This is a genomic window from Mycolicibacterium brumae, from assembly GCF_025215495.1.
GTDB lineage: Bacteria > Actinomycetota > Actinomycetes > Mycobacteriales > Mycobacteriaceae > Mycobacterium > Mycobacterium brumae.
This window is the reverse complement of record NZ_CP104302.1, coordinates 1905574-1932315: the sequence shown is the minus strand read 5'-3', so window position 1 is coordinate 1932315 and position 26742 is coordinate 1905574. Positions and strand designations below refer to the sequence as shown.

The 26742-nt window shown below is 70.1% G+C and carries 24 protein-coding genes and 3 pseudogenes; 14 read left to right on the top strand and 13 right to left on the bottom strand.

Annotated elements, in window-relative coordinates:
• Window positions 1–4 precede the first annotated feature (4 nt).
• From L2Z93_RS09395 to L2Z93_RS09375, 5 genes and pseudogenes are all read right to left on the bottom strand, one after another.
• On the bottom strand, window positions 5–2230 hold the full coding sequence (locus L2Z93_RS09395) for a 6-phosphofructokinase (RefSeq protein ID WP_090591839.1): 2226 nt from the start codon (window positions 2228–2230) through the stop codon (window positions 5–7).
• Between the two features lie 86 nt (window positions 2231–2316).
• Window positions 2317–2706, bottom strand: coding sequence for a DoxX family protein (locus L2Z93_RS09390; protein WP_090591835.1), 390 nt, complete (start codon window positions 2704–2706; stop codon window positions 2317–2319).
• Between the two features lie 25 nt (window positions 2707–2731).
• Window positions 2732–4015, bottom strand: a complete 1284-nt coding sequence (locus tag L2Z93_RS09385) for an acetyl-CoA hydrolase/transferase family protein (RefSeq protein WP_234786225.1) — start codon at window positions 4013–4015, stop codon at window positions 2732–2734.
• 4 nt (window positions 4016–4019) lie between these two features.
• Window positions 4020–6784, bottom strand: a pseudogene (locus L2Z93_RS09380) (SDR family NAD(P)-dependent oxidoreductase); the annotation flags it as partial.
• A 3-nt stretch (window positions 6785–6787) separates the two neighbouring features.
• Window positions 6788–7261, bottom strand: a pseudogene (locus tag L2Z93_RS09375) (MFS transporter); the annotation flags it as partial.
• A gap of 135 nt (window positions 7262–7396) precedes the next feature.
• Between L2Z93_RS09375 and L2Z93_RS09370 the strand changes: the two are divergent.
• Genes L2Z93_RS09370 through L2Z93_RS09355 form a run of 4 tightly spaced genes read left to right on the top strand, consistent with a single transcriptional unit; the run spans window position 7397 to window position 10277 of the window.
• Window positions 7397–8005: a helix-turn-helix domain-containing protein gene (locus tag L2Z93_RS09370; RefSeq protein WP_202971886.1), complete on the top strand. Its 609-nt coding sequence runs from the start codon at window positions 7397–7399 to the stop codon at window positions 8003–8005.
• Window positions 7998–8729, top strand: a complete 732-nt coding sequence (locus tag L2Z93_RS09365; protein ID WP_090591827.1) for a B3/B4 domain-containing protein — start codon at window positions 7998–8000, stop codon at window positions 8727–8729. The genes L2Z93_RS09370 and L2Z93_RS09365 overlap by 8 nt, the downstream gene beginning before the upstream one ends.
• A gap of 1 nt (window position 8730) precedes the next feature.
• Complete coding sequence (locus tag L2Z93_RS09360) at window positions 8731–9396, top strand: FMN-binding negative transcriptional regulator (RefSeq protein WP_090591823.1); 666 nt, start codon at window positions 8731–8733, stop codon at window positions 9394–9396.
• Window positions 9393–10277 carry an EamA family transporter gene (locus L2Z93_RS09355; RefSeq protein WP_234786224.1) on the top strand — a complete coding sequence of 295 codons (885 nt, stop codon included), beginning with the start codon at window positions 9393–9395 and terminating at the stop codon, window positions 10275–10277. Before L2Z93_RS09360 ends, L2Z93_RS09355 begins: the two co-directional genes overlap by 4 nt.
• On the opposite strand, the gene L2Z93_RS09350 is transcribed toward L2Z93_RS09355, so the two are convergent.
• Window positions 10232–11635, bottom strand: coding sequence for a YhgE/Pip domain-containing protein (locus tag L2Z93_RS09350; RefSeq protein WP_090591819.1), 1404 nt, complete (start codon window positions 11633–11635; stop codon window positions 10232–10234). The two genes, L2Z93_RS09355 and L2Z93_RS09350, sit on opposite strands and share 46 nt — an antisense overlap.
• Window positions 11636–11735: 100 nt before the next feature.
• On the opposite strand from L2Z93_RS09350, the gene L2Z93_RS09345 reads away from it, so the two are divergent.
• A complete protein-coding gene (locus tag L2Z93_RS09345) occupies window positions 11736–12341 on the top strand; it encodes a PadR family transcriptional regulator (RefSeq protein WP_090591815.1) in 606 nt (201 codons plus the stop codon).
• A 1-nt stretch (window position 12342) separates the two neighbouring features.
• On the opposite strand, the pseudogene L2Z93_RS09340 reads toward L2Z93_RS09345, so the two are convergent.
• Together L2Z93_RS09340 and L2Z93_RS09335 are read right to left on the bottom strand one after the other, a co-directional pair.
• Window positions 12343–13152, bottom strand: a pseudogene (locus L2Z93_RS09340) (DMT family transporter); the annotation flags it as partial.
• On the bottom strand, window positions 13149–13715 hold the full coding sequence (locus L2Z93_RS09335; RefSeq protein WP_202971885.1) for a TetR/AcrR family transcriptional regulator: 567 nt from the start codon (window positions 13713–13715) through the stop codon (window positions 13149–13151). The gene L2Z93_RS09335 and the pseudogene L2Z93_RS09340, both read right to left, overlap by 4 nt.
• Before the next feature lie 153 nt (window positions 13716–13868).
• On the opposite strand from L2Z93_RS09335, the gene L2Z93_RS09330 reads away from it, so the two are divergent.
• The 3 genes from L2Z93_RS09330 to L2Z93_RS09320 all read left to right on the top strand — a co-directional run bounded on the left by L2Z93_RS09330 (window position 13869) and on the right by L2Z93_RS09320 (window position 14923).
• Complete coding sequence (locus tag L2Z93_RS09330) at window positions 13869–14108, top strand: hypothetical protein (RefSeq protein WP_090591807.1); 240 nt, start codon at window positions 13869–13871, stop codon at window positions 14106–14108.
• A 164-nt stretch (window positions 14109–14272) separates the two neighbouring features.
• Window positions 14273–14599 carry a hemophore-related protein gene (locus L2Z93_RS09325; RefSeq protein ID WP_090591804.1) on the top strand — a complete coding sequence of 109 codons (327 nt, stop codon included), beginning with the start codon at window positions 14273–14275 and terminating at the stop codon, window positions 14597–14599.
• A 168-nt stretch (window positions 14600–14767) separates the two neighbouring features.
• A complete protein-coding gene (locus L2Z93_RS09320; RefSeq protein WP_162562008.1) occupies window positions 14768–14923 on the top strand; it encodes a hypothetical protein in 156 nt (51 codons plus the stop codon).
• Window positions 14924–14949: 26 nt separating this feature from the next.
• Here the strand turns inward: L2Z93_RS09320 and L2Z93_RS09315 are convergent, their stop codons facing one another.
• Entirely contained in the window at window positions 14950–15993 is a 1044-nt protein-coding gene (locus tag L2Z93_RS09315) for an MBL fold metallo-hydrolase (RefSeq protein ID WP_090591800.1), read from the bottom strand.
• Window positions 15994–16032: 39 nt separating this feature from the next.
• Window positions 16033–17025, bottom strand: coding sequence for a LacI family DNA-binding transcriptional regulator (locus L2Z93_RS09310; RefSeq protein ID WP_090591796.1), 993 nt, complete (start codon window positions 17023–17025; stop codon window positions 16033–16035).
• A gap of 141 nt (window positions 17026–17166) precedes the next feature.
• Between L2Z93_RS09310 and L2Z93_RS09305 the strand changes: the two genes are divergently transcribed.
• From L2Z93_RS09305 to L2Z93_RS09290, 4 genes are read left to right on the top strand one after another with little or no spacing between them, the layout of a single operon-like run.
• The gene (locus L2Z93_RS09305) at window positions 17167–18210 is read left to right on the top strand and encodes a Gfo/Idh/MocA family protein (protein ID WP_090591792.1); all 1044 of its coding nucleotides are present in this window, start codon (window positions 17167–17169) and stop codon (window positions 18208–18210) included.
• A gap of 4 nt (window positions 18211–18214) precedes the next feature.
• Window positions 18215–19096, top strand: a complete 882-nt coding sequence (locus tag L2Z93_RS09300) for a sugar phosphate isomerase/epimerase family protein (protein WP_090591784.1) — start codon at window positions 18215–18217, stop codon at window positions 19094–19096.
• Window positions 19093–20277: a Gfo/Idh/MocA family protein gene (locus L2Z93_RS09295; RefSeq protein WP_090591780.1), complete on the top strand. Its 1185-nt coding sequence runs from the start codon at window positions 19093–19095 to the stop codon at window positions 20275–20277. The genes L2Z93_RS09300 and L2Z93_RS09295 overlap by 4 nt, the downstream gene beginning before the upstream one ends.
• Window positions 20278–20308: 31 nt before the next feature.
• A complete protein-coding gene (locus tag L2Z93_RS09290; protein ID WP_090591776.1) occupies window positions 20309–21310 on the top strand; it encodes a sugar phosphate isomerase/epimerase family protein in 1002 nt (333 codons plus the stop codon).
• 59 nt (window positions 21311–21369) lie between these two features.
• Here the strand turns inward: L2Z93_RS09290 and L2Z93_RS09285 are convergent, their stop codons facing one another.
• The 3 genes from L2Z93_RS09285 to L2Z93_RS09275 all read right to left on the bottom strand — a co-directional run bounded on the left by L2Z93_RS09285 (window position 21370) and on the right by L2Z93_RS09275 (window position 24400).
• On the bottom strand, window positions 21370–22263 hold the full coding sequence (locus L2Z93_RS09285) for a universal stress protein (RefSeq protein WP_090591772.1): 894 nt from the start codon (window positions 22261–22263) through the stop codon (window positions 21370–21372).
• A gap of 40 nt (window positions 22264–22303) precedes the next feature.
• Window positions 22304–23776, bottom strand: coding sequence for a sugar porter family MFS transporter (locus L2Z93_RS09280; protein WP_090591769.1), 1473 nt, complete (start codon window positions 23774–23776; stop codon window positions 22304–22306).
• Between the two features lie 156 nt (window positions 23777–23932).
• Entirely contained in the window at window positions 23933–24400 is a 468-nt protein-coding gene (locus L2Z93_RS09275) for a DUF4334 domain-containing protein (RefSeq protein WP_090591951.1), read from the bottom strand.
• A 68-nt stretch (window positions 24401–24468) separates the two neighbouring features.
• On the opposite strand from L2Z93_RS09275, the gene L2Z93_RS09270 reads away from it, so the two are divergent.
• Window positions 24469–25959, top strand: a complete 1491-nt coding sequence (locus L2Z93_RS09270) for a DUF2252 domain-containing protein (protein WP_090591765.1) — start codon at window positions 24469–24471, stop codon at window positions 25957–25959.
• Between the two features lie 36 nt (window positions 25960–25995).
• The gene (locus tag L2Z93_RS09265) at window positions 25996–26742 is read left to right on the top strand and encodes an ABC transporter permease (RefSeq protein ID WP_090591947.1); all 747 of its coding nucleotides are present in this window, start codon (window positions 25996–25998) and stop codon (window positions 26740–26742) included.

Here is a 26742-nt window from a genome sequence, read left to right as displayed (position 1 = left end):
CCCCTCAGCTGCACATGATTTCGGCGAGCCGAATGTGCTGCATCCAGCGCTGCTCGACCGGCCGTTCGACGTCCTTCTCCACCAGGATGGGGTAGCTGGTCAGGTCGGTGAACTGCAGGTGACCGGACTGCATGCCGAGCATGGCGCTGGCCCGTGATCCGGATTCCAGCTTCTCGCTCAGGTACTTCAGGCAGTGCGCGGTCAGGGTGGTGGCGTGGATCCGGTCGAACGGCGACGGGTCGCCGCCCTCCTGCACGTGGCCCAGCACCGCGGCGCGGGCGTCGAACAGGTTCCCGCCTTCCTTCTCGAACAGCGCGGTGAGGAATTCGGTGGTGTACACCGGGTCGGCGCCTTCACCGCGGACCACCATGCCCAGCCGCTTGCCGGAGCGGAAGTTGGTCTCCATGGTGCGGATGTCGGCGGTGAGGTCATCGAGCCGAATTCCGGTCTCCGGCATGTAGATCCGCTCGGCGCCCGAGGACAGGCCCGACATCAGCGCCAGGTAGCCGCAGTCGTGGCCCATCACCTCGACGACGAACACCCGCCGGGTGGCCACCGCGGACTGCTGGATCTTGTCCAGGTCGCCGATGATGCTGTTCAGCGCGGTGTCGCTGCCGATGCTCAACTCGGTGCCGGGCACATTGTTGGCGATCGTCATCGGCATGCAGACGATCGGGATGTCGAGGTCCTTGAACTTGGTGCGATGGGTGTGCAGCGCGTAGGCGGCCTTGTACGCCGACCAGCCGCCGGCCACCAGCAGCGCGTCGACGCGGTGCGCGGCGAGCTGTTCGGCGATCAGCGGCATATCCGCGTCGGTGGGCACGTACCGGTTGGTGCCGAGTTCCGCGCCGCCGTCGGACACCCAGCCGCTGACGTCCATCCAGCGCATCTCCTGGATGTCGCCGCGGCGCAGGCCGCGGAAACCGCGCCGGACCGCCAGCGGGGTGGCGCCGTGGTCCAGGGTCAGCCGGACGAACGCCCGGGCCGCGGAGTTCATCCCGGGGGCCGGGCCGCCGCCGTGGATGATCGCCACCCGGTGCCGACGGCCGGTGGCGGTGTTGGTCTTCGGGGCGGCCTGCTGGATGGTCCGCAGGATCCGGTAGGAGTTGTGAAAACTGCCGCCGCGCAACCGCATCGCGCCTTCGAAGTCGCGCTCCTTGATGCGTTCGGCGACCGCCCGGGTGCGTTCCACGCATTCCATCAGCGGCGAGGCGACCACCCGGTTCTCCCGCAGCCCGATCAGCTGCGCGGAGGTGCCGGGCTCCTCGTTGATGAGTTGCTCAACGGCCGCGGCGCCCATCAGGGTGCCCAGGTACCGGTCGAACGCGCTGGGGGAGCCGCCGCGCTGGACGTGCCCGAGGATGGTGATGCGGGCGTCCTCGCCGAGTTCGGTCTCCAGCAGGTCGTTGATGGTCTGCGAGGTGATCGGGTTGCCGTCCAGGTCGGCGGCGCCCTCGGCCACCACCACGATGCTCTGCCGGCGGCCGATGTCGCGGCCGGCCTTGATATCGCGACACATCTCCGCGGCCCAATTCTCCGCCGGCGGCTGTTCGGGCAGGAACACCCAGTTCGCGGCGGTGGCCAGCGACGCCATCAACGCCAGGTAGCCGCAGTGCCGGCCCATCACCTCGACGACGAAGGTGCGCTGGTGGCTGGAGGCGGTGCTGCGCAGCGCGTCGATGGCCTCCACGATCCGATGCAGCGCGGTGTCCGCGCCGATGGTCATATCGGTGCCGTACATGTCGTTGTCGATGGAGCCGACGACGCCGACCAGCCGCAGCGACGGATGCGCGGCGGCGGCCTCGGCGGAGATCTCACCGCTGTCGACCAGTTCGGCGAGCAGTTCCGGCCATTCGCCGCGGAACACGTCGCAGCCGGTCAGGGTGCCGTCGCCGCCGATGGCGACCAGCGCGTCGATGCCCCGCTCGACCATATTGCGGGCGGCCGCGCGCCGGCCGTCCCGGGTGCGGAATTCCTTGCAGCGCGCGGTGCCGATGACGGTGCCGCCGCGGCGCAGGATGCCGCCGGTGTCGGCCGGGTCGGCCTGCTTGATCAGGTCCCCGCCGTACACCAGGCCCTTGAGCCCTTCGTGCACCGCGAAAGAGTTCACCCCGTGGAACGACGCCGCTCGGATGGCGGCCCGCACCGCGGCGTTCATCCCGGGGGCGTCGCCGCCACTGGTGAGCACACCGATGCTGCAGGGCCGGGACCCGGCTGAAGCCTCAGACATGCGTTGAAACTTACCGAAGAATCACGCGGTGCTCAGGGCAAGCCGAATCCGCGGGCCGCCGCCCGGGGGAAACCGTGTCCGGGGCGTTACTTGCGGGACACCGCGATCGAGCCCGGGCCGGTGAAAACCAGCAGGAAGAACGCGAAGCAGAACAGCACCGCCGGCTCACCCTGGTTGACGATCGGCCAGAAACCCTCCGGCTGGTGCTGCCAGAAGTACGCGACGGCCATGGTGCCCGAGCCAATGAACGCGGCCTCCCGGGTGAACAGGCCGATCAGCACCAGCACACCGACGACGAGTTCGATCAGTCCGGACCACCAGGCCGGCCAGCTGCCGAATTCCATCGGCGGGCCCAACGGCCAGCCGAACAGTTTCATGGTGCCGTGCATCGCGAACAGCAGGCCGATCACGGCGCGGAACAGGCTCAACACCGCGGGGGCGGCGCCGTCGAGCTTGGAGGTCAGCGAATTTGCCATGGCTGACGGTATCGCGGCGACCGCCTCAGTGCAGCAGTCCGATTCGGCGCGCCTCGAAGGCAAGCTCGTCGCGGTGGTCGGGGTGGGCGATCGCGATCAGCCGCTTCGCGCGTTCGTGCAGACTGTGGCCGCGCAGTTCGGCCACGCCGTATTCGGTGACGACGTGGTCGACGGTGTTCTTCAGCGTGGTGACGACGCTGCCCGGGGTCAGGGTGGCCCGGATCCGCCCGACGCCCTTGCTGGTCGTCGAGTGCAGCACCAGGAACGCCTTGCCGTTCTCGGAGTACATCGCGCCGCGGGCGAAGTCGGCCTGCCCGCCCGAGGACGACCAGTAGCGGCCGGCGATGGTCTCGCTGGCGGCCTGGCCCATCAGGTCGACCTCGGTGGTGGCGTTGATGGAGACGAAGTTGGGTTCCTGGGCGATGACGCGGGGGTCGTTGGTCCAGTCCACCGCGGACATGCTGACCGCCGCGTTGTGGTCCAGCCAGCGCAGCAGCTCGGGGCTGCCGATGGCGAAGGTGGACACGTGCTTGTTGCGGTGGTGGTGCTTGCGGGCGCCGGTGGCCGCGCCGGAGAGCACCAGGTTCATCAGCCCGTCGGCCATCACCTCGGTGTGGATGCCGAGGTCGCGGTGGTTGTGCAGGGCGCCCAGCAGCGCGTCGGGCACCGACCCGATGCCGACCTGGATGCAGCAGCCGTCGGAGATCCGGTCGGCGACCAGTTCGGCGATCGCCAGGTCGGTCGGCGACGGCGCCCGGCTGGCGATGTCGGGAAAACCGGCGTCGGTGCGGGTCCAGCCGGCCAGCTGGCTGTGGTGAATCAGGTTGCTGCCGTAGGTGAACGGCACCTCGGGGCTGACCTCGAGGAAGAACGGCACGTGCCCGATGAAGGTGGCGGTGTAGTCGGAATTCGTGCCGAGGCTGAAGTAGCCGTGCTCGTCGGGACCGGCGGCGCGGGCCAGCACCAGCGTCGGGTCGACCCGGCGCAGGATCAGCGGCATCTCGGAGAAGTGGTTGGGCACCAGGTCGCAGGCGCCGTCCCAGAACGCCTGCCGCGACCCGGGCCCGAGGTAGTAGCCGACGTGGCGCAGGTGGTCACCGCACTCGCCGCGGATGTAGCGGTGCGGCGCCAGCGGGTCCATCTGGTGGATCCGCACCCCGGTGAACCGCTCGCAGTTGTCCTCGAGAACCTTGATCAGGGTCGGCGGCTCGCCGAGGGCCAGCGGCGCCACCAGTTGGTCGCCGTCGTTGACGAAGTTGAGGATGTCCTCGGGCGGTCCCGGGGGCAGCATGTTCGCGGGCTGGGGCATGGCATCACTCTGCCTCGGCCCCTTCCGCGTCCGGCAACTGCCCCACCAGATATTCGGCCAGCCCGCCGATGGTGGGGTAGTCGAACACCGCGGTGGCGTTGATGGTGAACGCGCCGCCAAACTGGCTGTCCAGCCGGTTGCGCAATTCGATCGCCATCAGTGAGTCGGTGCCCAGGTCCAGGAACCGGCTGGTCGCCGCCGGCGGCTGGGCCAGCCGCAGGAAGTTCTGCACCTCGCTCTGCAGGAACTCGGTGACGAATCCGGCCCGCTGGGCGACCGGGATGTCCTGCAGCTTCTTGAGCAGTTCGCTGTCGCCGGTCAGCTCGCCGGCCGCGCGCGGCAGCACCAGGTCCAGGATCGGCGGACGGGAGCTGCCGAGCACCTTCGCGGCCCGCTGCCAGTTGGCCTTGATGATCGCCGCCTGCCCGACGCCGCTGGTGACGACCTCGGTCAGCGCCGCCAGCGCCGCCGACGGCTCCAACGGGATCAGCCCCTGCGCGGTGATGTTCGCGCGCGCGGCCTCCGAGGATGCCATGCCGCCGTCGCCCCACGGACCGAAGTTGATCCCGGTGGCGGGCAGGCCGCGGGCGTGGCGACCGGCGACCAGACCGTCGAGCAGCGCGTTGGCGGTCGCGTAGTTGGCCTGCCCGGGCGAGCCGAACAGGCTGGACACCGAGGAGGACACGATAAAGAAGTCCAACGCGTCGTCGGCAGTCAGGCGGTCCAGGTGGCACGCGCCGTAGGCCTTGGCCGACAGCGTGGTGTGGAATCGGCCCAGATCCTGGCTCGACAGCAGCGCGTCATCCAGCACGCCCGCCAGGTGCGCGATGCCGGCCAGCGGCGGCAATTCGGCGCGGATCCGGTCCAGCAGCGCCGACACCTGGGCGCGGTCGCCGACGTCGGCGGTGTGCACGTGGATCCGGCACTTGTGCCGCTCGGTGATCTCGTCGATCTGCCGCTGGGCGTCCGGGTCCGGGGAGCGGCGGCTGGTCAGCACGATGTCGCCGGCGCCCCGCTGGGCCAGATACGACGCGGTGTGCAGACCGATCGCGCCGAGGCCACCGGTGATCAGATAGCTGCGGTCGGCGCGCGGCGCCAGCGGCGCCGGGATCTGCAGCACGATCTTGCCGATGTGCCGGGCCTGCTGCATGCGCCGGAACGCCGCCCGCGCCTCGGTGATCGGGTAGATCTCCGCGGGCAGCGGTGTCCACTCGCCGTTGGCCAACCCGTCGGACACCTCGGTGAGCAGGTCGCGGATCCGGTTGGGGTCGGTGAACATCACCGTGTCCAGCGCGACGATCTCGTAGTCGATGTCCGGACGCGCCTCCGCCATCTGCTCGGCCGACCAGATGTCGCGCTTGGCGATCTCGGCGAACCGGCCGCCCTGCGCGGTGGCCTTCAGCGTCGCCTCGATGAACCCTTCGTTGGTCAGGCTGTTGAGCACCACGTCCACGCCGGCGCCGTCGGTGTCGGCGAGGATCTGGTCGGCGAAATCCGTTGTCCGCGAGTCATAGACGTGCTCGACACCGAGTTCGCGCAGCGTGGCTCGCTTGAAGGCGCTGGCGGTGGCGAACACGGTGGCGCCTTTGGCCTTCGCCATCTGCACGGCCGCCAGTCCGACTCCGCCGCTGGCCGCGTGGATCAGCACCTTGTCGCCGGGGCGCACCTGCGCCCAATCGAACGCCAGCCGGACCGTCAGCGCCGCAGCCGGGATGGTGGCGGCCTCCACCGCGCTGACCCCGTCCGGGATCGGCGCCAGGAACTGGCCCGGCACGTTGAACCGGCTGGCGAACGCGCCCTGCATGGAGCCGTACACCCGTTGGCCCACCTCGACTCCGGTGACCCCGTCGCCGATCTGGGTCACCACGCCGGCGAAGTCGCCGCCGATCGGGCCCGGGTCACCGGGGTAGAGCCCCAGCACGTTCAGCACATCGCGGAAGTTCAGGCCCGCGGCCTCCACCCGCACCTGAACGTATTCCGGGTCGGGTGCGGCCACCTCGGCCTCGGTCAGCCGCAGGTTGTCGATCGCGCCGCGCTCGGTGGGCGCCAGCACGAAGTCGCCGCCGTGCGGGACGCCGAGCAGGCCGCTGCGCGCCCACGGCAGCAACCGTGAGGCCAGCAGTTTGCCTTGGCGCACCGCGAGTTCCGGCTCGTTCACCGGCGCCGCCAGCAGCCGGGCCAGCGCCCGCGCCGCCTCCGGTGTGCCGTCGCCGTCCACCAGTCGGACCCGCAGCGCGGGCTCCTCGTTGATGGTGGTCCGGCCGAAGCCCCACAGCGCGGCCTGGACCGGGTCGACGGGTTCCCCGGATTCACAGGCCACCGCCCGTTCGGTGACGATCCACAGTCCGCCGGGCAGTTTCACCCGGCCACCGGCCGCGGTGTGCACCGCGCTGAGCAGGTTCTCGATCTCGGCGTCCAGCCGCGCCGCCGCGTCGGCGACGGATTCGCCCGGCGCGGTTTGGCGCGGCCGCCACACCACGCCGGCGAACGGCACCCCCCGCGCTCCTGCGCGTCGGCCAGCACCTGGCCCAGCGTCATGGCGTCGGCGCTCGGGTCGAACGGGATGCAGCTGGCCAGCTGGTCGGCGAGCTCGTTGAACCCGGCTCTGCCGTGGCGCCGGGCCTCTGCCTCGCTCGTTCCTCGCTCGTTGAACCCGGCGATCAACCAGGTGCCGTCCACCGTCCCGAGTTCGGCCGGCAGTGGGACCTCGTGCCAGCCCACCGTGTAGAGCAGCCGGGTCGCGTCGCCGCCGAGGCCGCGCAGCAGCGCTAACCCGGCGCCCGAGCCGAGTCCGGAGATCTTGCCGGAGTTGGTCCCGTCGGAGAGCCCGCGGAGCATGGCGTTGTAGGGCACGGTGGCCAGATCGCTGCACGCGGCGGCGCCGGCCAGCAGCGCCAGGCCGGCGAGGAAGTAGCTGTGGTCGGCCCGAATCAGGCCCATCATCGCGGTCAACGCGACCACCAGCCCGGTGAGCACGGCCAGCGCCGTTCGTCGTCGGGCCGCGGCGTTGACCAGGACGCCGGTGGCCGGCGCCAGCAGCGCCACGCACACTCCGGCGATGGTCAGCGCCCGGCCCAGCCAGCTGGCGGGTGTGCTGTCGCCGGGCAGCCCGGCGCCGACCTGTTCGGTGAGATAGACCGAGAAGACAAAGGTGATGACGACGGCGTTGAGGCCCGTCGCCCCGAAGTCCCACAGCGCCCAGGTGGCCACCGCGGCGCGCTGACTCCGCGGGGCCTCGCGGTTCACGCCGGCGCCTCAGCTGCCACGGGGCAACACTATGCGCAGCCGCCGGCGGGCGGTGCGGCGACGCGGTGGTCGGCCGCGCGCACTCGCGACGAAACCGTGAACCACAGAACCAAATAGTGCAGTATCATGCACTACATGGATGACGACGCCGCCCGGCTGGCCGCCGCGATCGGCGCCCGGGTGCGCCAGGAGCGCCAAACCCGCGGCTGGACGCTGGATCAGTTGGCCACCGCGGCCTCGGTGAGCCGGCGGATGGTGGTCAGCGTCGAGCAGGGCGCGGTCAATCCGAGCGTCGGCACCCTGTTGCGCCTGGCCGACGCGCTGGGCGTCGGACTGCCCGCGCTGGTGGCCGCCCCCGAACGCGCGCCGGTGCGGGTCATCCGCGCCGGTGACGGCGCCACGCTGTGGACCGGTGACGCCGGCGGCCGCGGGGTGCTGGTGGCCGGCACCACGCCTCCGGATGTGGTCGAGCTCTGGGACTGGACCATGGCGCCGGGGGAGCGGCACGCCAGCGAGGCGCACACCCCCGACACCCGGGAACTGATCCACGTGCTCGACGGGACCCTGACCGTCGAGGTCGACGGCGAGTCGTTCGAGCTGAATTCCGGTGACGCCGTGTCCTTTCCGGGCGACGTCGACCACGCCTACGCCAATCCGCACGCCGGCCCGTGCCGTTTCACCTTGGCGGTGTTCGAGCCCGGCGTCGGCGCCACGCCCACCCGAACGGAGCCCTCCCATGACTGACGCCGCGACACTCGCCGAGTTCCTCGCCGGCGCCCGCGTCGACGCCGCCGTGCTGACGTTGCGGCCGGACTACCGCGCGGTGCTGATCGCGGTGGACGGACTGCCCGCCGGGCCGTCGGACCCGGCGACCGAGGCGCTGCTCGCCGCCGCGGAGGCCTCGGCCGCCGCGCTGCTCGCCGCCGGACCGGTCGAGGAGTCGCCCAATATCGCCTCCTGGCGCGAGGCGTACCGCGCCTTCGGCGCCAAGCCCGCGCGCACCCGCAACAGTGTGGAGGCGCTGACGCGGCGCGCCGGGACGGGGTTGCCGCGGGTGAATCGGCTCACCGACCTCTACAACGCGATCTCCGTGCTCCATCAGCTGCCCATTGGCGGCGAGGACCTGTCCCGCTACGTCGGCCCGCCGCAACTGATCCGGGCCGACGGCGCCGAGACCTTCGACACCGTCGCGGGTGGGGAGCTTGTCGTCGAGCATCCCGATCCGGGCGAGGTCGTCTGGCGCGATGACGCGGGGGTGACCTGCCGCCGGTGGAACTGGCGTCAGGCGCGGCGCACCCAGCTCACCGACGAGACGACCTCGGCGTTGTTCATCCTGGACGCGCTGTCTCCGATGTCCGACGATGAGTTGCGTTGCGCCGCTGATGATCTCATCGCGAGGCTGCGGGCGCTGCGGCCCGACGCCCAGGTCGCGGTCCGTTGGCTGCCCGAGACCGCAGGGGAGAGCTGAGATGCTGATTCATCCCTGGGACGCCACGGTCGACGACGACGAGTGGCGGGACTGGCTGGCCGGCACGGACCGGTTCGGCGTGCTCGCGGTCAACAATCTGGATCCGGCGCAAGCGCCGATCCTGATCCCGACCCACGCCAGCTTCGTCGGCGGTGAGTTGCTGCTGCACCTGGCCCGGCCGAATCCGGTGTGGCGGCACCTGGAGGCCGCAGCCGAGACGCGGTTCGCGCTGTTCGGCGACTACGCCTACATCCCGGGGTATTGGCGCGCCGAGGATCCGGACCGCAGCGCCGACGGGGTGCCGACCAGCTACTACACCAGTGTCCAATTCGTCTGCCGCCCAACGATTGTCGATGATCCGCAGGGCAAGTCCGATGTGCTCAACGCGCAATTGGCCGACTTCCAGCCCGAGGGCCGGCACGGCGAGGCCGCTGTCGGCGAAGCGCCGTACGGGCGGATGCTGCTCGGCATTCGCGGTGTTCGGCTGGCGGTGCTGCGGGTGGAGGCGAAGTTCAAGTACGACGACGACGATCCGGTGCAGACCCGGGAACGCGTCAACGCCGAACTGCGGCGCCGGGGCCGCCCACTGGACGTTCCGGCGGCCGCCGCCCAGCGCCGCCGTCTCCGCGAGATCGGGGACTGGAAGACGTTCCGGGACAGTCGGTGAACGCCACCGGATCCCCCGCGACAATCCCGCCGTGGATCCTGGCGGTGGCCGCGATGCTGTCGGTCCAGCTGGGTTCGGCGCTGTCGGTCGGGTTGATCGCGCAACTGGGCGCGGCGGGCACCGCGTGGCTGCGGCTGAGCGCCGGCGCGGTCATCTTCGTGCTGCTGGCCCGGCCGCCGCTGCGCGATGTCCGCCGCCGGGACGTGGCGCCACTGCTGGCGCTCGGGGTGGTGTCCGGGCTGATGAGCGTGGTGTTCCTGGCGGCGATCGACCGGATCCCGCTGGGCACCGCGGTGGCCATCGAGTTCCTCGGACCGTTGATGGTGGCGGCGGTGCGCAGTCAGAGCCGCCAGGCGCTGATCTGGCCGGCGTTGGCGATGGCCGGTGTGCTGCTGCTCACCGAGCCGTGGCACGGATCGGTCAACCTCGCCGGGGTGGGCTTCGCCGCGGTGGGGGCGGTGTTCTGGGCCAGCTACATCCTGTTGACCCAACGGATCGGCGATCGCTTCTCCGGCATCAAGGGCTTGAGCCTGACCATCCCGGTCGCCGCGCTGGCCGCCGCCGTCCTCGGCGTTCCGCAGGCCGTCGGGCACATCGATCTGACCGTGATCGCGGCGGCGTTCGGGCTGGCGCTGCTGCTGCCGGTGATCCCGTTCGCGTTGGAGATGGTCGCGCTGCGCCGGATGACGCCGGCCGCGTTCGGCACGCTGGCCGCGCTGGAACCGGGGTTCGGCACGCTGATCGGATTGATTGTGCTGCACCAGAAGCCGTCGGTTCCGCAGTTGCTGGGCATGGGGTTCGTGGTGGTCGCCGGGGCAGCGGCCCAGCGCGGCGGTCAGCGGCCGCTGGTCGACCCGACGCCCGCGCAGGCCGGCGCGTAGTCCGGGGCGGCGACCGGGGGCCGGGCCCGGTGCTTGGCGACCGGGCGCGGCCGGGCCGGGTTCATCTCCGGATGCCGGGCCGACGCCGCGACCCGGTCGAACGCGCGGACCGCGATCAGCCCGATTGCGATGGCCACCGCCGCCAGACCGGCGACCGTCCACCAGGCCGAACTCAGCCCGGATCCGGGCGCGGAGTCGAAGTACAGGATGGCGCGCAGGCCCCGCACCACCGGCCGCATCGGCTCGACGTGGGCGATGGCGCGGTAGAAGCCGGGAACGGCTTCCAGCGGAACGGTGCCGGCCGAGGAGGGCATGGCGAGCGCGACGAAGAAGAACATGTTGATCAGTGGCCCGAGCGCGCCGAAGCAGGCGAACACGGTGAGCGCGCCGATGCCGACGGCGGCGACCGTCGTCGTGCCGAACAGCCACAGCGCCCAGGGCCGGTCGATCGGCATACCCAGCACCGGCCCGGCCATCAGTTGCGCGAGCGCCGCGGCGATCGGCGCCGAGACGACCATGATCAGCCATTTGCTGACCAGGCTTTGCAGCCGGCTCAGGTGCAGGTACGGGCGGCGGCGCACGACGGGCCCGATCTCGGTTGGCAGGAACCCGCTGGAGGCGTCGATCAGCGGCTGGATGGCCGAGGCCCCCACCAATCCGAGCAGCACCAGCACGACGGCGTAGTAGAAGGCGCTGGTGCCCATGCCGGTGTTGCCGGGCAGCGGGTCCAGTGGCGCGGCGACCACCGAGAACGGCGCGGCCAGCGCCGAGGCCGCGGCGGTCGTCGTCTCCGGCGGCGCCGCGGTGAGCAGTTCGCGGCCCAGTTGCTCGGCGGCGGCCGACAGCACCGGGTTCAGCTGGCCGGAGATCAGGCCCGCGACCATCGCCCCGGTGGCCGGGTTGGTGTCCAGGCGCACCACCGGATGCACCGGCGTTCCGGGGGCGCCGCTGCGCAGCGCCGCGATCTGGGCGTCGAAGTCGGCCGGGATGCGGACCGCGCCGTAGAGCGAGCCGTTGCCGATCAGCCGCTTCTCCTCGTCGGGGTCCAGTCGGCGCAGTGCGATGGCCTCGGAGTCGACCTGCGCGGTGATGACGGCCGCCAGTTCTTCCGCCGGGGAGCCGTGCGGATCGGCGATGGTTTGCGGCTCGACGACCAGCCCGACCGGGAGGTCGCGCACATTGCCCGGCGGGTCGATGGTGCCGCCCAGGTACACCGCGGGGACGGTCACTGCGAGCACCAGCACGACCAGCATCGGCAGCATCCAGGTGCCCGGGTGGGTGACGAATTCGCGCAGCACCCGCAGCCGGTCCACCCGGCGCCGCGGCGCCTGCGCGCCGGTCTCGGAGCCCATCGTCATCTCGCCTCCACCTACTCAATTAGTTGATTAAGGCGACGATAAGCAAGGCAAGTTACCTAGTCAAAAATATGACTAATCGTTTTGTTGTTATTCTGCGCACATGGCACTGCGCGATGCGATCCTGGCCGCTCTGCTCGACGGCGAGGCCTCCGGCTACGACCTCGCCAAGGATTTCGACAGCTCGGTGGCCAACTTCTGGATGGCCACCCCTCAACAGCTGTACCGCGAGCTGGAGCGGATGGCCTCCGACGGGCTGATCGCGGCCCGGCTCGTCGAGCAGGACCGCCGGCCGAACAAGCACCTGTTCTCGCTCACCGACGCCGGCCGCGAGCAGCTTCGCCGGTTCACCGCCGCGACGCCGAAGCCGGGCGCCATCCGCGAGGACCTGCTGGTGGCCGTCCAGGCGATCGACGTCGGCGATGCCGCCGCGGTGCGCGAGGCGCTGATCGCGCGGATCGGCCTGGCCGAAGCCAAACTCGCGCACTATGAACGACGTCAGGCCGAGCTGCTCGACGGACGCAATGAGGAGCAGTTCCTGGCCGGGGCGGCGCGCGTGGGCCCGTACCTGAACCTGATCCGCGGCCTCAGCTTCGAACGAGAGAATCTCGCCTGGTGCCGCCGGGTGATCGCGGTGATCGACCGGGAACGAGCAGCAGAGCCAACGCCGCGGCCAGCAGGACCAGACCGAGCCAGCCGGCGCCGGTGAGCATTTCGCCGAGGAAGACCATCGCCGTCAGGGTCGCCACCGCGGGTTCGATGAGGGTGATGGTGGTCGCCGTCGTCGCGTCCACACCGGCCAGCCCGCGGCTGAACAGCAGATAGCCGACGAACATCGGGATCACCGCCAGATATCCGATGACCAGCAGCGCCCGCGGCGACGTCGCCACCGCGGCGCCGCCGGCGATCACCAGGATCGGCATCAGCGCCGCGCCACCGACGCCGAACACCGCGCCGGTGGCGGCCTTGCGGTCGACGCGGTGGGCCAGCAGGCTCCGCAGCGCGCGGGAGTAGCCCGCGTAGGTGAGCCCGGCGATCAGGCCCAACGCGACACCCAGGGTCGGCGATCCGGTCCCGGGCGTCTGGCCGCCGTGCGGCAGGCACATCAGCGCGGCGCCGCCGATGCCGAGCAGGCAGGCCAGCATCCAGCGCCGGGTCAGCGCCCGCCCGTCGAGCACCCGCTCGATCAGCGCCGACGCCAGCGGCGCCGAGGCCAGCGACACCACATTGCCCAGCGCGACGCCGGCCACCCGCATGGAGCTGTAGAACGCCAGCGGGTAGATGACCACGCACAATCCGCCGACCAGCACGGTGACCCAATGCGAGCGCAGCTCGGATCGGTTGCGCCGGATCTCGGGGGCGTAGACGGCGGCCTGCAGCAGACCGCCGACGCCCATGGCGCCCGCGCCGATGGCCAGCGAACTCACCGCCGGCGCGTAGGCCGCCGCGGTTCCGGTGGTGCCCCACAGCGTGGCGGCCGCGGCGATGGCGAGGACCCCGCGTCGCTCCTGCGCCGTCACGAAATCAGGCCGACGGCGATGGCCCGGGCGCGGGTCAACCGCTCCGCGGAGCCGTCCAGGCCCGCGCGGGCCATGGCGCCCTCGAGCAGGAAGGACAGGTGTTCGGCCAGCGCGGCAGCCTCGGCGTAGGGCCGGATGCGGGTCAGTTCGGTGCGCAGGATCTGCTCCACCTCGGCCTTGTGCTCGCGGACCGCCTCGCGACCGGGGCTGCCGGCCGGCAGCTCGGCGGCCGCGTTGAGCAGCCCGCAGCCGCGGAAGCCCTTCTCGTAGGCCATCTCGGCATGGTCGAGGTAGGCGTCGAACACCGCCAGGATCCGGGCCTGCGCGCTATCGGCGCCCACGCAGCGGCGGGCGTACAAGCCCAACCATTCGTCATGACGCTCGGTCAGATAGGCGGCCACCAGGTCGGCTTTGGAGGCGAAGTTGTTGTACAGGCTCATCTTGGCCACGCCGGCGGTGGCGGTGATGGTGTCGATGCCCGTCGCGGTGACGCCGTCGTTGTAGAAGCGCCGCGCCGCGGCGTCCAGGATCCGCCGTCGCGCCGGACCGTGAGTCTTGGGCACCGCCCACCTCCTTACTAGGTAGACCAGTCTACCTAGTAATCGCCACCCGCCGCACCCGGTCCGCCGATCAGGCCCCGGGGGAGCACCCGACGCGGCCGTCTGCGTTAAACTTTGGCCAGCTAAGTTCCTACCAATGAGCCCGGGTGATCACTGATGAAGATGTCCGATGCCGCCAAGGTCGCCGTCGCCGCCGCACTGCTCGGATCCAGCCTTGGACTCGGCGCGGGTGTCGCCGTCGCCGACCCGGCGGGCAACCCCGATCCGGTCGCGCCGGCCTGGGCGCCGCGCAAGCCCGCCGAGACCTGGCTGGACCAGCCGGTGGTGTGGGGTTGGCTGCCCTCCGGCGGGCACTGGGGCGTGTGGATCAACGGGCAGTTCCTCACCCTGACCTGAGTCGCGGCGCCTCGTTCCACCTGTGACATAGCCCGCGATATTCGGGGTAACTACCAGGTAACGAATCCTGGTAGCCTGGCTATATAACTTTCAACGGCGCTGATCAGCGGCCGGAGACCAGATTGCAATCGACAGTCCCGACGAGGGCGCTAGGGGAGTAATCAATGAAGAAGACCATTCTTGTCGCCGCGGGTGTGGCGAGCGCCGGGCTGTTCCTCGGCTCGGGCATCGCTTCGGCGAACCCGGATTTCGACACCATCGCCAACTCGACCTGCACCTACTCGCAGGTCCAGCAGGCGCTGAACACCGAGTACCCGTTTGAGGCCGGTTTCGTCAACGGCAACCCGGAGCTCAGCGGCTGGGTGCAGCAGCTGGTGAACTCCTCGCCGGACCAGCGTCAGAAGATGCTGAACGCCAATGCCGACCAGGTGGCGCCGTACTCGGCGATGTTCGCCTCGGTCGCGACCTCGTGCAATAACTACCCGGTGTAAATAGCGGCTTAGTCGCATCGGCCCATCGGCCGCCGAAAGGCGCCCGGTGGGCCGTTCGCGTTATCGGACCAGCGCTTCGGCGACCGCATTCGGTGGAATGGCAGACACTCGGCGCTCCACACCGGCAATGTTCGGCGCCTTGGCGCGGGATGTGGCCAAAGCTATCGGGTGACGGCCGCCGAGGATTGCGGCCCGGGCTGCTTCTCGTTCGACGGACTCCAGTTCCGCTGGGTGGGCGACAAGTGGCTGTCGCCCGAAGGCCTGTGGACCGTGGACGGGATCACGTTCACCAACCCGGCTGGCCGCACCTCCACCAGGTCCTGACGACCGCTGAGCATCGCCGGTTCGCGTTATCGGGCCAGCGCTTCGGCGACCGAGCGGATCGCGATCATCGTGTTCGCCATGGCGAACTGATTGGGCGACCCGGTCTTGCCGTCCAGCCGTCGGTACTCCGCGCCCACCCCCGCCACCAGCACCTCCGGACGCCGCCAGGTGGCCCAGTTGCTGGTCGCGAACTCCTCAGAGCGCAGCATGTCCAGCGTCGCGTCCTGCGCCGACTCACCCTTGGCGTGGAAGTGCTCGGCCCGCTCGGCCAGCCACTGGAAGTAGGTCCGCAGGCTCTCCACCTGACCGAGGGTGGCCAGCGGCCCGTGCCCGGGCACGATGCAGGTGGGGCCGAACGTGATGATCTGCTCCAGCGCGGCCACCCAGTTCTGCGCGGGCCCCTCCCACATGATCGGGGTCTGGTCGATGAACAAGATGTCCCCGCCGAACACCACGCCGGAACCGTGGTCGAAGACCATCAGATCCCCGGCGGTGTGCGCGGGTCCGACTTCGCGCAACTCCAGCACCCGGCCGCCGACGTTCAGCTCGGTGCGGCCGGTGAAGGTGGTGTCGGGGAAGCGCCGTCGCACCGAGGCGAAATCGAACGGCGCGAACTCGTGATTGCCCTGCCGGGTGGTGCGTCCCCATCGTCCCGGCAGCGGTAGCCGGCAGGCCAGCCCGAGGGAGGCCCGCATGGCCGTCAGCGCCAGCGGTGATTCGTCGCGCATGGCGCCCAGCGACGCCTTCGAGGTGACGATGACAGCCTCGTCGGGCATCAGCGAGTTGCCCCACCAGTGGTCGCCGTTGCTGTGGGTGTTGACCACGGTGGTGATCGGATTGTCGGCCAGCCATGGATCGAACTCCGCGAGCATCCGCCGGGCCTGGGTGGGATCCCAGCAGGTGTCGATCACGCAGGAGGCGCCGTCGCCGACGACGAGGCCGACGTTGGACTCGCCCAATCCGCCGTTTGGCTGCAGATAGGCCACCGACCCGTCGGTCAGCGGGTGCGCGCCCCACTGGTACATGGCCGCGTCACCGTGCAGTGACAGCTTCGGGTCGAAAGTCGGCATGCGGCCCAATGTAATCCGATGCCGAGGACAGCGCCGGGCTCAGCCCGGGGCCGCGGTGGTGGACCGGATCACCAGCTGCGGCTCCAGCACCACGTCGGCGGGCCGGCTGGTTCGTCCCTCCAGGTAGTCGACGGCGATGTCGACGGCCCGCTGCGCGAGTGTCTGCGCGTCCTGGTGGATGGTGGTCAGATCGATCCGGGGGTTGTCGGAGAGCCGACTGTCGTCGAATCCGATCAGCGACACCTGCCCGGGAATGTCCACCCCGGCGCGGGTCAGCACGTCGAGCAGGCCCAGCGCGCACCGGTCGTTGCCGGCCAGCACGGCGGTGGGCAGCGCAGGCCCGGCCAGCATCTGCCGCGCGGCCTCGGCCCCGGCCGCCTCGTTGTGCGCCCCCGGGATCACCGTGATCCGGTCGCCGAGGCCGTGGCCGCGCATCGCGTCGCGGTAACCGCGCCGCCGATCGGCCGATCCGGGATCGGATCCGCCGTCGACGTGCAGGATTTCCCGGTGGCCGAGGCCGACGAGGTAGTCGACCGCCAGTCGCATGCCCTTGGCGTCGTTGGTGCGGACGGTGGCCAGTGGGGTGTCGGACCTGCGCAGCACCGACAGCCGCCGGCACAGCACGACCGTCGGGACCCGGCCGGACAACTCGGCCAGGACCGATTCCGGCGAGGTCGGGCCCAGCAGGATGAGCCCGCCGCAGCGGTGGCTGAGCAGGGACTCGATGAAGTCGGATTCTGGTTCGCCGGCCAGGTTCGCCGACAGCAGCACCTCGTAGCCGAGCCGACGCGCCGCCGGGATGATGCCGCTGACCATCTCCGCGGCGAACATCTGCTGCACGTCCATCAGCACCCCGAGGGTGCGGCTGCGACCCTGCGCGAGCACCCGGGCGGCGGCGTCGCGCCGGTACCCGAGTTCCTCCGCGACGGCCAGCACCCGGCGCCGGGTTTCCGCACTGGCGCGCGGTTTTCCGTCCAGGATGAAGGAGACCAGAGTGCGGGAGACGCCGGCCTTCTCGGCGACGTCGGCCATGGTCGGGCGACGACCGGTATGGGCCGTCACGGCAGCGCCGGATTCACCGGAAGTGACGCTTGACACATTTCGGGCACCCGCCCATAGTAGACATCACGCGCGTTAGTAAAGCGCGTTACCAATCGGAAGGAACTCCCCGCCATGTCTGACCTGCGTGTGGCCGTACTCGGCGTCGGCCTGATGGGCGCCGACCACGTCAAACGCATCGAGGGCCGAATCTCCGGCGCGCGGGTCGCGGTGGTCAACGATTACCTCACCGACAAGGCCGACGCGCTGGCGGCGACCATTCCGGGCTGCCGGTCCGTCGCCGACCCGCTGGACGCGATTGCCGATCCCGAGGTGGACGCGGTGCTGTTGGCGACGCCGGGTCCCACCCACGAGAAGCAATTGCTCGCGTGTCTGGACCACCGCAAGCCGGTGCTGTGCGAGAAGCCGCTGACCACCGACCCGCAGAGCTCCCTGGAGGTGGTCCGCCGCGAAGCCGAGTTGGGCAAGCGGCTGATCCAGGTCGGGTTCATGCGCCGCTTCGACGACGAGTACGTCGCGCTCAAGGCCATGCTGGACGAGGGCGAGTTGGGCCGCGCGCTGGTGCTGCACTGCGTGCACCGCAACCCCGCCGTGCCGCACGGGTTCGACAGCTCCAACGTCGTGCGCGATTCGCTGGTGCACGAGGTGGACGTCACCCGATTCCTGTTCGACGAAGAGGTCAGCTCCGTTCAGATCGTCCGCCCGACGCCGAATTCCGCAGCACCCGAAGGGCTTTCGGATCCACAGATCGCGATCCTGCGCACCGCGTCGGGCCGGCACGTGGACGTGGAGCTGTTCGTCACCACCGGGGTGGCCTACGAGGTGCGCACCGAGGTGGTCGGCGAGCACGGCAGCGCCATGATCGGGCTCGACGTCGGGCTGGTGCGCAAGGGCGCGCCGGGAGTCTGGGGCGGGACGATCACCCCCGGATTCCGGGAACGCTTCGGCCGGGCCTACGACAACGAGATCCAGCGCTGGGTCGACGCCGTGCGGACCGGACTGGCCGCCGGCGAGGCGGCGACCGACTTCACCGACGGCCCGGGCGCCTGGGACGGCTACGCCGCGACGGTGGTCTGCGAGGCCGGCGTGGTGTCGCTGGGCACCGGCGAACCGGTCGAGGTCACCCTCGTCGACCGCGATTCGATCCCCGGAGCCTGACACCGTGAAGATCGCCCTGGACCCCACCCCGTTCCACCACGACTACGCGCTGCTCGAATTCCCGGCCCTGGTGGCCGAATTGGGCTACGAGCACATTCAGCTGACCCCGCACCGGGACTTCATCCCGTTCTACAACCACCCGCGGGCCGACGACGATCTGGTCGCCCGGTTCCGCAAGGCCTGCGCCGACGCCGGGGTGGGGATCGCCTCGGTGCTGCCGGTGCAGCGCTGGTCCGGGCCCGATGAGGACGCCCGGGAAGCCGCGGTCCGCAACTGGAAGCGGATCATCCAGATCACCGTCGACCTCGGCGTGAACGTCATCAACACCGAGTTCTCCGGCCGCCCGGAACGCGCCGAGGAGTCCGAGCGGGCGTTCTTCCGGTCCATGGAGGAACTGCTGCCGATCATCGAAGCCGAGGGCATCGACGTCCGGATCGACCCGCACCCGGACGATTTCGTGGAGGACGGGCTCGAGGCGCTGCGCATCATCCGCGGTCTGAACTCGCCAAACATCGGCATGGTGTACGTGGCCTGCCACACCTACCACATGGGCGGCAATATGGCCGAGATCATCGCGACGGCGGGGGACCGGCTGCGGTTGGTGCACGTCGCCGACACCATGGACCACCGCCGCAGTCACGGCCTGCGCTACATCACCAACCCACCCGGCAACCCGGCGCGGGTGCACCAGCACCTCAAGATCGGCGACGGCGACGTGGACTGGGACGAGTTCTTCTCGGGACTGGCGGGGATCGGCTTCTATGACCGCCCCGACACCGTCATGGTGTCCTCGGTGTTCGCCGAGGACGAGAACGCCCACCAGGTGTCCCGGTACCAGCTGGCCACCATGACCGAGTACGTCGGAAAGCACAGCGCCCCGCGATGACCGGGGAGTCGGCGCCGATCGGTGTCGCCGTCATCGGCGGCGGTATGGCCGGGCGCGCGCACGCGGCCGGATACCGCAGCGCCGGAACACTTTTCAGCACCAACCGACCCGAGGTCCGGCTCGTCGCCATCGCCGACACGAACGCCGCGGTGGCCGACGACACCGCGAAGCGCTACGGCTACCAGCGGGCCGAATACGATTGGCGGACCATCGCCGACGCCCCGGACATCGACGCGGTCAGCGTGGTGGTGGCCAACCATCTGCACCGGGAGATCGTCGAGGGACTGCTCGCCGCGGGCAAGCACGTGCTGTGCGAGAAGCCACTGGCCGGCTCACTGGCCGACGCCGAGGCGATGCTCGCCGCCGCCGAGCGCTCCGACCGGGTCACCGCGGTGGGCTACACCTATCGCCGATCCCCGGCTGTCGAGCAGATCCGGCGCGAACTGAGCTCCGGCGCGCTCGGCGAGCTGGTGTGTTTCAACGGCCGCTACTGGTGCGATTACGCGCTGGACCCGACGTCGCCGATCACCTGGCGCTACCGCGGGGGACCGGGCTCCGGCGCGCTGGCCGATGTCGGCAGTCACCTGATCGAACTCAGCGAATACCTGTGCGGCCCGATCACCGAGGTCGCCGGCGCGGCGTTCGCGACCGTGGTGACCGAGCGGCCGGTTCCGCTCGGAGTCACCTACGGGCACACCAAGACTGCGGTCAGCGACGAGGTCGCGCCCGTCGAGAACGAGGACGTGGCCACCTTCACCGCCCGTTTCGGCAATGAGGCCCTCGGCACGTTCTCGGCGTCCCGGGTCGCCCACGACCTGCCCGACGGACTGGGTTTCGAGCTGTTCGGCTCCGCCGGATCAGCCGCCTGGGACTTGCACCGGGCGGGCGAATTCCAGATCTCCACCGCCGAGAGCCGCGCCGCGCTGGCCGGTCCCCGGCGCGTGCTGATCGGGCCGGAGCACCCCTATATCCGCGGCGGCCTGCCGATGGACGCCGGTGGCGTCGGGCACGGGGTGGCCGACCTGTTCGTGTTCCAGGCCCGAGCGTTCCTGGATCAGATCGCCGGTGTGGACGAGCTCGGTGCGCTACCAGGCTTCGACGCCGGTCTGCACGGTCTGCGCGTCGTCGCGGCCGTCACCGAATCCGCTCAGCGCGGCGGCGCGGCCGTCCGCGTCAACTGACGACCCCCGTCAACTGAACCAAGGAGACTTCGTGAAACTCGGTGTGTACACCGCAATTCTGCATGACCGTTCGCTGCCGGAGGCGCTCAAGGTGATCGCCTCCCTGGGCCTGACCGGGGCGGAGATCAACGCCGGCGGATTCCTGCCGACCCCGCACCTGCCGGTGGCCGAGCTGCTCTCCGGTGAGGTGTCGGCCGCCGACTACCTGGCCACCTTCGACGGAACCGGGGTGTCGATCGCCGGGCTGAACTGCAACGGCAACCCGCTGCACGCCGACCCGGAGGTCGGACCCGAGGACGCCGAGGATCTGCGCAACGCGATCCGGGTCGCCGGACTGCTCGGCGTGGACCGGGTGGTCACCATGTCGGGGCTTCCCGCGGCGCACCCCGGCGGGCAGTGGCCGGCCTGGAACGTCAACACCTGGGACTCGGGCTACCTGGACGCGCTGGACTACCAGTGGGACGACGTCGCGGTCCCGTTCTGGACCGAAATCGACGCGCTGGCAGCCGAAAACGGCGTCAAGGTCGCCATCGAGATGCACCCGCAGAACCTGGTGTTCAACCCGCCGACCCTCAAGCGGCTGGTGGAGAAGACCGGCGCCACCCACGTCGGCGCGGAGATGGATCCCTCGCACCTGTTCTGGCAGGGCATCGACCCGGTGGCGGCCATCGACTGGCTGGGCCCGCTGGTGTTCCACGCCGCGGCCAAGGACACCCGGATCAACCTGAACTGCCGGATCTACGGCGTGCTCGACGAACGCTTCACCCGGATCCCGCGGGAGGAGAATCCCACCGGTCTGGGTGGGCGGCACGTGGTGAACAAGTGGCCGCAGGATTCGGCGTGGGACTTCGTCGCCGTCGGCCAGGGCCACGACGTCGGTTTCTGGGCCGACTTCCTTCGCGCGCTGAAGCGGGTGGACCCCGACATGTGGGTCAACATCGAGCACGAGGATGTCGCGTTCGGCCCGCTGGAGGGTCTGGCCGTCGCCGCCGAGACCCTGAAGGCCGCGAATGCGGAGGCCGAGAAGCCCTGAGCCCCACGCGACAATCCGGCCGCACCCGAACGGGTGCGGCCGGTTTGTCGTTGGCGCGGTTATTCGCTGGCGAGGCTGTCCACCGCGCCGCGGGGCAGCGCGATGACGGGCACCGGGCTGTGTCGGATGATCTTGGACGCCCGGGAGCCGACGAACACCCGGGCCAGCGGCCCGGACACGCTGGAGCCGACCACCAGCAGGTCGCCGAGACCCCAGTCGATGTCGTCGAGCGCCTCGGCCCAGTTGTGCCCGTGGCCGATCACTAGTTGCGGGTTGCGGTCGGAGGTGGCGCGGTCGGCCTGCACCGCCATCTCCACCTCGCGGCGGATGATGTTCTCCCACATCTGTTTTCCGGACGGTCCCTTGACGGCCACCCGGAACGCTTCGGCGTGGTTGAGGTTCACCGCGAAGGACGCCAACCGTAGCTCGGCGCCGTAGCGGGCGGCGAGTTCTTCGGCGGCGGCCACGTGCACCGCGGTGTCCTCACCGCTGGCGAACGCCAGGGTCACCCGTCGCACCTTGGCGTCCATGGCGCGGAAGCCACGGGTGGCCACCGCGACCGGGATCGGCGAGCTGTGCAGCATCCGGTCGGCCACGCTGGAAACGGTGACTTCTTCGATGCGGCCCATCGCCGAGCCGACCACGATGAGCCGGGCCCGGTACTTTTCGGCGGCTTGGATCAGGCTGGCCGACACCGAGCGGGCGTCGACCCGGACGAACTGCACGTCGACATCGCCGGGCATGTCCTCGCGGGCCTGAGCCAGCGCGGTGTCGGCGAGTTCGTCGACGTAGGTGGTGAACTTCGGATCGTCGCGGCGGGTGCCCGGGATCCGGGGATCCCGGATCGCGGTGCACACCACCACATTCGTGCCGCGGGAGCGGGCCAGCATGCCGGCCAGTTCGAGCACCGCGCGCGCCCGCCGTTTGGTCGGGTATCCGACGAGAATCGTCATAGCAGAAGACCTTTCGTGTTCGGGTGTCGGAGGCCGACGGCTAGTGCTTCTTCGGGCCCCGGGCGAACGGCACCCGGCGTGGCAGTGTGGCGTAGAGCTCGCCGCTGAGCAGGCTCTCCTCCAGGTGCTCCAGGGACTTGTTGCGGGTCTCGGGCACCTCGTGCCAGAGGAACCCGAGCATGATCACCCCGACGATGGCGAACAGGAAGAAGGTGCCCAGTCCGAGATTGTGCAGCAGTGTCGGGACGTAGAGCGCCAGGCAGGCGTTGACGAACCAGCCGAAGAACACCGAGATGCCGATGGCCAGACCGCGGATCTGCAGCGGGAAGATCTCCGCCAGCCACACCCACACGGCGATGTTCAAGAAGGTCTGCATCGACAGCACGAACGCGGTGATCAGCACCAGGATCACGTACGGGCGTGCGGCGTTGTCCTCGGGGATCACCAGGCCGGCGATGCCGACCAGGCAGTGGCAGATGGTGGTCAGCGTGAGACCGATCATGAACGTCTTGCGGCGATCCAGGCGGTCCATATTGCGCAGCGCGATGATGCCGCCGATCACCGCGGCCAGACCGAAGTTGGTGTTGGCGATGGTGGCCGCGGTCTGGCTGAAGCCGGACTGCTCCAAAACCCGTGAGCCGTAATACATGATCGAGTTGATGCCGGTGAGCTGCTGGGCCACCGCCACGCCGATGCCGACCAGCACGATGCGCCGCAGCCAACGGTTGGCCAGGATCTGCTTGAAGTCCAGGCCGTGCTCGTCCTTCTCCTCATCGGCGACGCGCTCCACCTGCGCGAGTTCGGCCAGCGCGCGGTCCTCGGAGCGCACCGTCTTGAGCACCGCCAGGGCTTCGTCGTAGCGGCCCTTCTCCACCAGCCAGCGCGGGGATTCCGGCATCCGCATCATGCCGATGAACAGGGCCACCGCCGGCAGCGCGCAGATGCCGAACATGATGCGCCACACGCCTTCCTGCTCGCCGAAGCTGGCGGCCAGGATGGCGTTGACGGTGAAGGCCGCGAACTGGCCGATGACGATCGCGAGTTCGTTGCGGCCGGTGATCGATCCGCGGATCTCGAATGGCGCCAGTTCGGCCAGGTACACCGGCACCACCGTCGACGCCCCGCCGACTGCCAGACCCAAGATGATGCGGCCGACGACCACCACGCCGAATCCCGGTGCGGTGACGACGAATATCACGCCGACAAAGAACATGATCGCCAGCACCAGAATCATCTTCCGGCGGCCGATCCGGTCGGAGATCTGCCCGCCCAGGAAGGCGCCGACGGCGGCGGCGAAGACCAGCGAGCTGATCACGATGCCGGTCTGCAGCTCGTTGAGCCCCAGCTCATGCGACATCGGCCCCTCGGCGCCGTTGGCGACACCGGTGTCGTAGCCGAACAGCAGGCCGCCCAGACAGGCGACCAGAGAAATAAGGCCGATCCGTTTGCGGTACGGACCGGCGGTAAGTGGTGGCAGTTCGGCTTCAGACGCCGAAGCAGCGTGTGCGCTCATCCATGGACTCCTGATCGGTCGCGATATGCCCCGGCTTAGCGTCGCAGTGATTCATGTCACATTCAACACTCGTTAACCATCATTTTCCCCTCATTTGACCTGACATTCGGACATGAATGACACGGCCCAGGGGGCGCCCGATCCGGAGTCCGGGTCTCAGTCGGCCTTTTCCAGGACGAAGTAGTAGTAATTGCCGCGCTCGCGGGCCCGCTTTCCGTTCATCACACCCACCAGGGTGTTGGCGTCCACCCGCTTGAAGTGGTCGAAGATCGGCTGGCCGTCGTACACCATGGTGGCGGTCACCTCGCCGCGGAACTCGATGTCCCACAACGTCGCTGCGCCCTTGCTCAGCTCGGTGTTGGAGAATAGGTTCCCGTCGTCGTCGTAGCAGACGATCGGGTCGACGTCGTTGACGGTCTTGAGATGCTTGCCGTACCAACGCGACTCGGTCAGCGCGTCGTTCATCCGGTGGCCGGTGTTGAATCCGGAGCCCTTCCAGTCACCGAGAATGTCCTCGGCGCGCACCGCTTCCAGGATCTCCCACAGCGCGTCGAGTTGTTCTTCGGTGACGCGCGGGGACGCGCGCAGCTCGTCGAATCGGGCACGCCGCTGTTCGGGGGTCATGACCACACCTTTCGTCCCGCGCGCAGCCCGCAGGATCATTCCCCAGACCGGTGGGCCCGCCGTGGGGGATGCTAGCGGGCGAGCACTCGATCCGGAAGGACGAGACGCGACCCGAGACGGAGGTGGCCGACCCGGTGACCCGATCCAGACAGCCCGTGGCGGGCCGGCACACCGTGCTGGAAAGCGCCGACGGCGCGGCCTATCACTCGCTGCGACAACGCCCCGCCACCCGGGCCGAGCGCTTCAAACTCGGCAAGGGCCTGCGCGCCAAGGTGCCGCGCAAGTCCCTGGCGCACTGTTCGCCGCCGGCCGACCGGCCCGATCCGATCGCGCTCATCCAGCGCAGCCACCAGGGCCGACTGGACAGGCTGATCCCGATCCGGGTGGCCCGAATGACCGCGTCGCCGTACGGGTTTCTGCGCGGCACCGCGATCGTGATGGCCGAGGACGTCGCGCACCTGCCGGCGACCGGCATCACCCCGGTGGTGTGCGGCGACTCGCACCTGGGCAACTTCGGGTTCTACGCCTCACCCGAACGTGACCTGGTCATCGACCTCAACGACTTCGACGAGGCCCATCCGGGCGCCTGGGAGTGGGACCTGCGCCGGCTGGTGGCCAGCATCTGGGTCGCCGGGCGGCAGAACGGCGCCTCCGAGGACGAACTGTCGGGGGCGGTGCGGGCCTGCGTCGGCGCGTACCGGGCGGAGCTGCGCAGATTGTCCGAGGAGCCGTTGTTCTCCCGGTCCTTCACCCGGCTCGACGTGGACCGGCTCACCTCGCAGACCTCGGGGCCGCTGCTGAACGCGATTCAGCGGTCCGCCGACCGTGCCCGCAACCGGACCAGTGACCGCGCGCTGCCGCGGTTCACCGAGGAGATCGACGGCGGGCGGCGCATCGTCGAGGAGCCCCCGCTGATCACCCGGCTGCCGCTGCGGGAGGCCGACGCGCTGGCCGCCGCGCTCGACGACTACCTGGACACCCTCTCGTCGCACTGGCGGCGTGTGCTCGGCGGCTACACCCTGGTCGACCTCGCGCACAAGGTCGTCGGGGTGGGCAGCGTGGGCCTGCGCGCCTATGTCGCGCTGCTGGAGGGCTCCTCGCCGGAGGACGTCATCTTCCTGCAGCTCAAGCAGGCCCGACGCTCGGTGCTGGCGCCGTATGTGCACGGTGACTCCGCCTGGCACGCGCATCAGGGGCAGCGGGTGGTCGAGTACCAGCAGGCGCTGCAGACGGTCAGCGATCCGCTGCTGGGCTGGACCAGCATGGACGGTCGGCAGTACTACGTGCGGCAGTTCCGGAACATGAAGGGCACCATCCCGCTGGACGCGATCGACGCGCCGACGCTCATCGACTACACCGGGGTGGTCGGGCAGCTGCTGGCCAAGGGGCACGCGCGGACCAGCGGAGCGTCGATGATCGCCGGCTACCTCGGCCGTTCCGAGGCGGTGGATGACGCGTTGACGGTGTTCGCCCGCTCCTACGCCGACCAGACCGAGGCCGATCACGCGGCGCTGTGCGCGGCCGTCCGGCGCGGGGAGTTGCCCACCGACGGAGGCTGATCGCGCCCGACGGCGGACACTGGTCACGTGGAAGCGATGCAGGTCGGGCCGACGCTGGTCGTGGTGTGCGTCGCCATGACGCTGGCTGCGGCGGCGGTCTACCGATTCGCCGGCCTGGGCCCGGTGTGGGCGGCGCCGGGCGCCGCGGGCCGCGCGGCCGCCCAATTGATCGCGGTGTCGGCGGTGCTGGCCGCGGCGATGACGCGACTGTGGTCTTCCGCGCTGGTGCTGGCCGTGATGTTCGCCGTCGCCGCGTTCACCGCGGCGCGCCGCAGCCGCGCCGGTGACGGGCAGCTGTGGCTCGCCGTGCCGATCGCGGTCGGCCTGGCCGCCACGGTCATCCCGATGATGGCCACCGGCCTGGTTCCACTCACCGGGTGGGCGCTGGTGCCGGTGGCCGGGATCGTGTTGGGCGGCACCATGACTGCGGTCGCGATGGCCGCCCGCCGAGCGTTGAAGGCGCTGACGTTGCGCGCCGGGGAGGTGGAGGCCGCGCTGAGCCTCGGGCTCCGGGAGCGCGACGCCCGGATGGAGATCATCCGCGGCTCGATCTCCGACGCCTTGCTGCCCAACCTCGACCAGGCCCGGACCGCCGGGCTGGTCACCCTTCCCGGGGCGTTCGTCGGGGTGCTGCTGAGCACCGGTTCCGCCGCGCAGGCCTGCGCCGTGCAGGTCATGGTTCTGATCAGCTTGCTGCTGTCGCAGAGTTGCGCGGCCGCGCTGACCGGCGAACTGGTGGCCCGCGGCGCGATCTCGCGACCCGGGACCGTCGACGTCGAATGA

Coding starts and splice junctions, on each gene's coding strand:
- L2Z93_RS09325 (WP_090591804.1), top strand. CDS start 14,273: ATGAAGAAGACCATTCTTGTCGCCGCGGGTGTGGCGAGCGCCGGGCTG.
- L2Z93_RS09310 (WP_090591796.1), bottom strand. CDS start 17,025: ATGGCCGACGTCGCCGAGAAGGCCGGCGTCTCCCGCACTCTGGTCTCC.
- L2Z93_RS09390 (WP_090591835.1), bottom strand. CDS start 2,706: ATGGCAAATTCGCTGACCTCCAAGCTCGACGGCGCCGCCCCCGCGGTG.
- L2Z93_RS09295 (WP_090591780.1), top strand. CDS start 19,093: ATGACCGGGGAGTCGGCGCCGATCGGTGTCGCCGTCATCGGCGGCGGT.
- L2Z93_RS09350 (WP_090591819.1), bottom strand. CDS start 11,635: ATGACGATGGGCTCCGAGACCGGCGCGCAGGCGCCGCGGCGCCGGGTG.
- L2Z93_RS09330 (WP_090591807.1), top strand. CDS start 13,869: ATGAAGATGTCCGATGCCGCCAAGGTCGCCGTCGCCGCCGCACTGCTC.
- L2Z93_RS09365 (WP_090591827.1), top strand. CDS start 7,998: ATGACTGACGCCGCGACACTCGCCGAGTTCCTCGCCGGCGCCCGCGTC.
- L2Z93_RS09345 (WP_090591815.1), top strand. CDS start 11,736: ATGGCACTGCGCGATGCGATCCTGGCCGCTCTGCTCGACGGCGAGGCC.
- L2Z93_RS09370 (WP_202971886.1), top strand. CDS start 7,397: ATGGATGACGACGCCGCCCGGCTGGCCGCCGCGATCGGCGCCCGGGTG.
- L2Z93_RS09285 (WP_090591772.1), bottom strand. CDS start 22,263: ATGACGATTCTCGTCGGATACCCGACCAAACGGCGGGCGCGCGCGGTG.
- L2Z93_RS09305 (WP_090591792.1), top strand. CDS start 17,167: ATGTCTGACCTGCGTGTGGCCGTACTCGGCGTCGGCCTGATGGGCGCC.
- L2Z93_RS09265 (WP_090591947.1), top strand. CDS start 25,996: ATGCAGGTCGGGCCGACGCTGGTCGTGGTGTGCGTCGCCATGACGCTG.
- L2Z93_RS09385 (WP_234786225.1), bottom strand. CDS start 4,015: ATGCCCCAGCCCGCGAACATGCTGCCCCCGGGACCGCCCGAGGACATC.
- L2Z93_RS09315 (WP_090591800.1), bottom strand. CDS start 15,993: ATGCCGACTTTCGACCCGAAGCTGTCACTGCACGGTGACGCGGCCATG.
- L2Z93_RS09395 (WP_090591839.1), bottom strand. CDS start 2,230: ATGTCTGAGGCTTCAGCCGGGTCCCGGCCCTGCAGCATCGGTGTGCTC.
- L2Z93_RS09275 (WP_090591951.1), bottom strand. CDS start 24,400: ATGACCCCCGAACAGCGGCGTGCCCGATTCGACGAGCTGCGCGCGTCC.
- L2Z93_RS09270 (WP_090591765.1), top strand. CDS start 24,469: ATGCTAGCGGGCGAGCACTCGATCCGGAAGGACGAGACGCGACCCGAG.
- L2Z93_RS09280 (WP_090591769.1), bottom strand. CDS start 23,776: ATGAGCGCACACGCTGCTTCGGCGTCTGAAGCCGAACTGCCACCACTT.
- L2Z93_RS09360 (WP_090591823.1), top strand. CDS start 8,731: ATGCTGATTCATCCCTGGGACGCCACGGTCGACGACGACGAGTGGCGG.